This window comes from Agromyces sp. P1_H4 (assembly GCF_056405255.1).
In genome coordinates this window covers 1-936 of sequence record NZ_JBFUCL010000587.1, presented here as the reverse complement: position 1 = coordinate 936, position 936 = coordinate 1, and the positions used below count along the sequence as shown (strand labels likewise).

Here is a 936-nt window from a genome sequence, read left to right as displayed (position 1 = left end):
TGCTCACGGTGCCCATGCTGTCGGCCTTCGCGCTGGCGCAACGTGCCGCCAACGCGGCCGACGCGGCCGCCCTCGCTGCGGCCGACGCGATCTCGGGCGCGGTCCCCGGAACGCCGTGCGACCTGGCCGAGCGGACGGCGGCCCGCAACGGGGCGAACGTGGAAGTCTGCGATCTCGATGGGGCCGTGGCGTTCGTCGCCGTGCGGGTGCACGGAATCGGCATCGATATCCGCCGCGCGGCGCGGGCCGGGCCGCCGGGTGCGACCGGGCCGCCCGGCTCGACCGGTTGAGCTCAGTCGAAGACGGTCTCCACGAAGCGGTACTCCACGGCGGTGGGTCGGTCGTCGTCCTCTGCGCCGAACTCGAGGCCGGCGGCACGGGTATAGATGTAGTGCTTGCCCTTGTCGGTGTTGAGCTCGAGACGAGGACGGGGATCGCCCGTCTCGAGGAAGGCGGTGGCGACCGTCTTGCCCTCGAGCGGACCGTCGATGAGTTTCGCGGTGTACGAGGTCGCGGAAGTGGTGTCCATGGCGTCATTCTCCTCCGCGGCCCGCGAACTGCAAGGGGTTGCAGGCGCGTCGCCCCACCCCCAGTTCGCGCCGCCCGGTGGGTGCACTCACGGTGAGTGTGTGTATGGTGTGGCTGTCGGTCCGATCCACCGGCAGGCACACCGCTCGGGGGCGCGGCTCGAACGTGCGTTGCCCCATTCATGGAACAGAGGAGTCTGGTGTCAGGCGCGAAGAAGTTGGTCATCGTGGAGTCGCCGACGAAGATGAAGTCGATCGCCCAGTACCTGGGCGACGGCTACCAGGTGCTGTCGTCGGTCGGCCACATCCGTGACCTCATCGAGCCGAAGAACCTGCCCGCGGAGTTGAAGAAGGGCTCGCTCGGCAAGTTCTCCGTCGACGTCGAGCACGGCTTCGAGCCGTACTACGT

General features: G+C 68.7%; 3 protein-coding genes. 2 read left to right on the top strand and 1 reads right to left on the bottom strand.

What is annotated here, in order from left to right:
* Window positions 1-290 (top strand): hypothetical protein (locus AC1DY2_RS20175; RefSeq protein WP_476764034.1); only part of this gene is annotated, 290 nt, incomplete at its 5' end.
* Window positions 291-292: 2 nt separating this feature from the next.
* On the opposite strand, the gene AC1DY2_RS20170 is transcribed toward AC1DY2_RS20175, so the two are convergent.
* On the bottom strand, window positions 293-529 hold the full coding sequence (locus tag AC1DY2_RS20170) for a hypothetical protein (RefSeq protein ID WP_159602713.1): 237 nt from the start codon (window positions 527-529) through the stop codon (window positions 293-295).
* Window positions 530-727: 198 nt separating this feature from the next.
* On the opposite strand from AC1DY2_RS20170, the gene AC1DY2_RS20165 reads away from it, so the two are divergent.
* A partial coding sequence (locus AC1DY2_RS20165) for a toprim domain-containing protein (protein ID WP_476764033.1) occupies window positions 728-936 on the top strand: 209 nt, incomplete at its 3' end.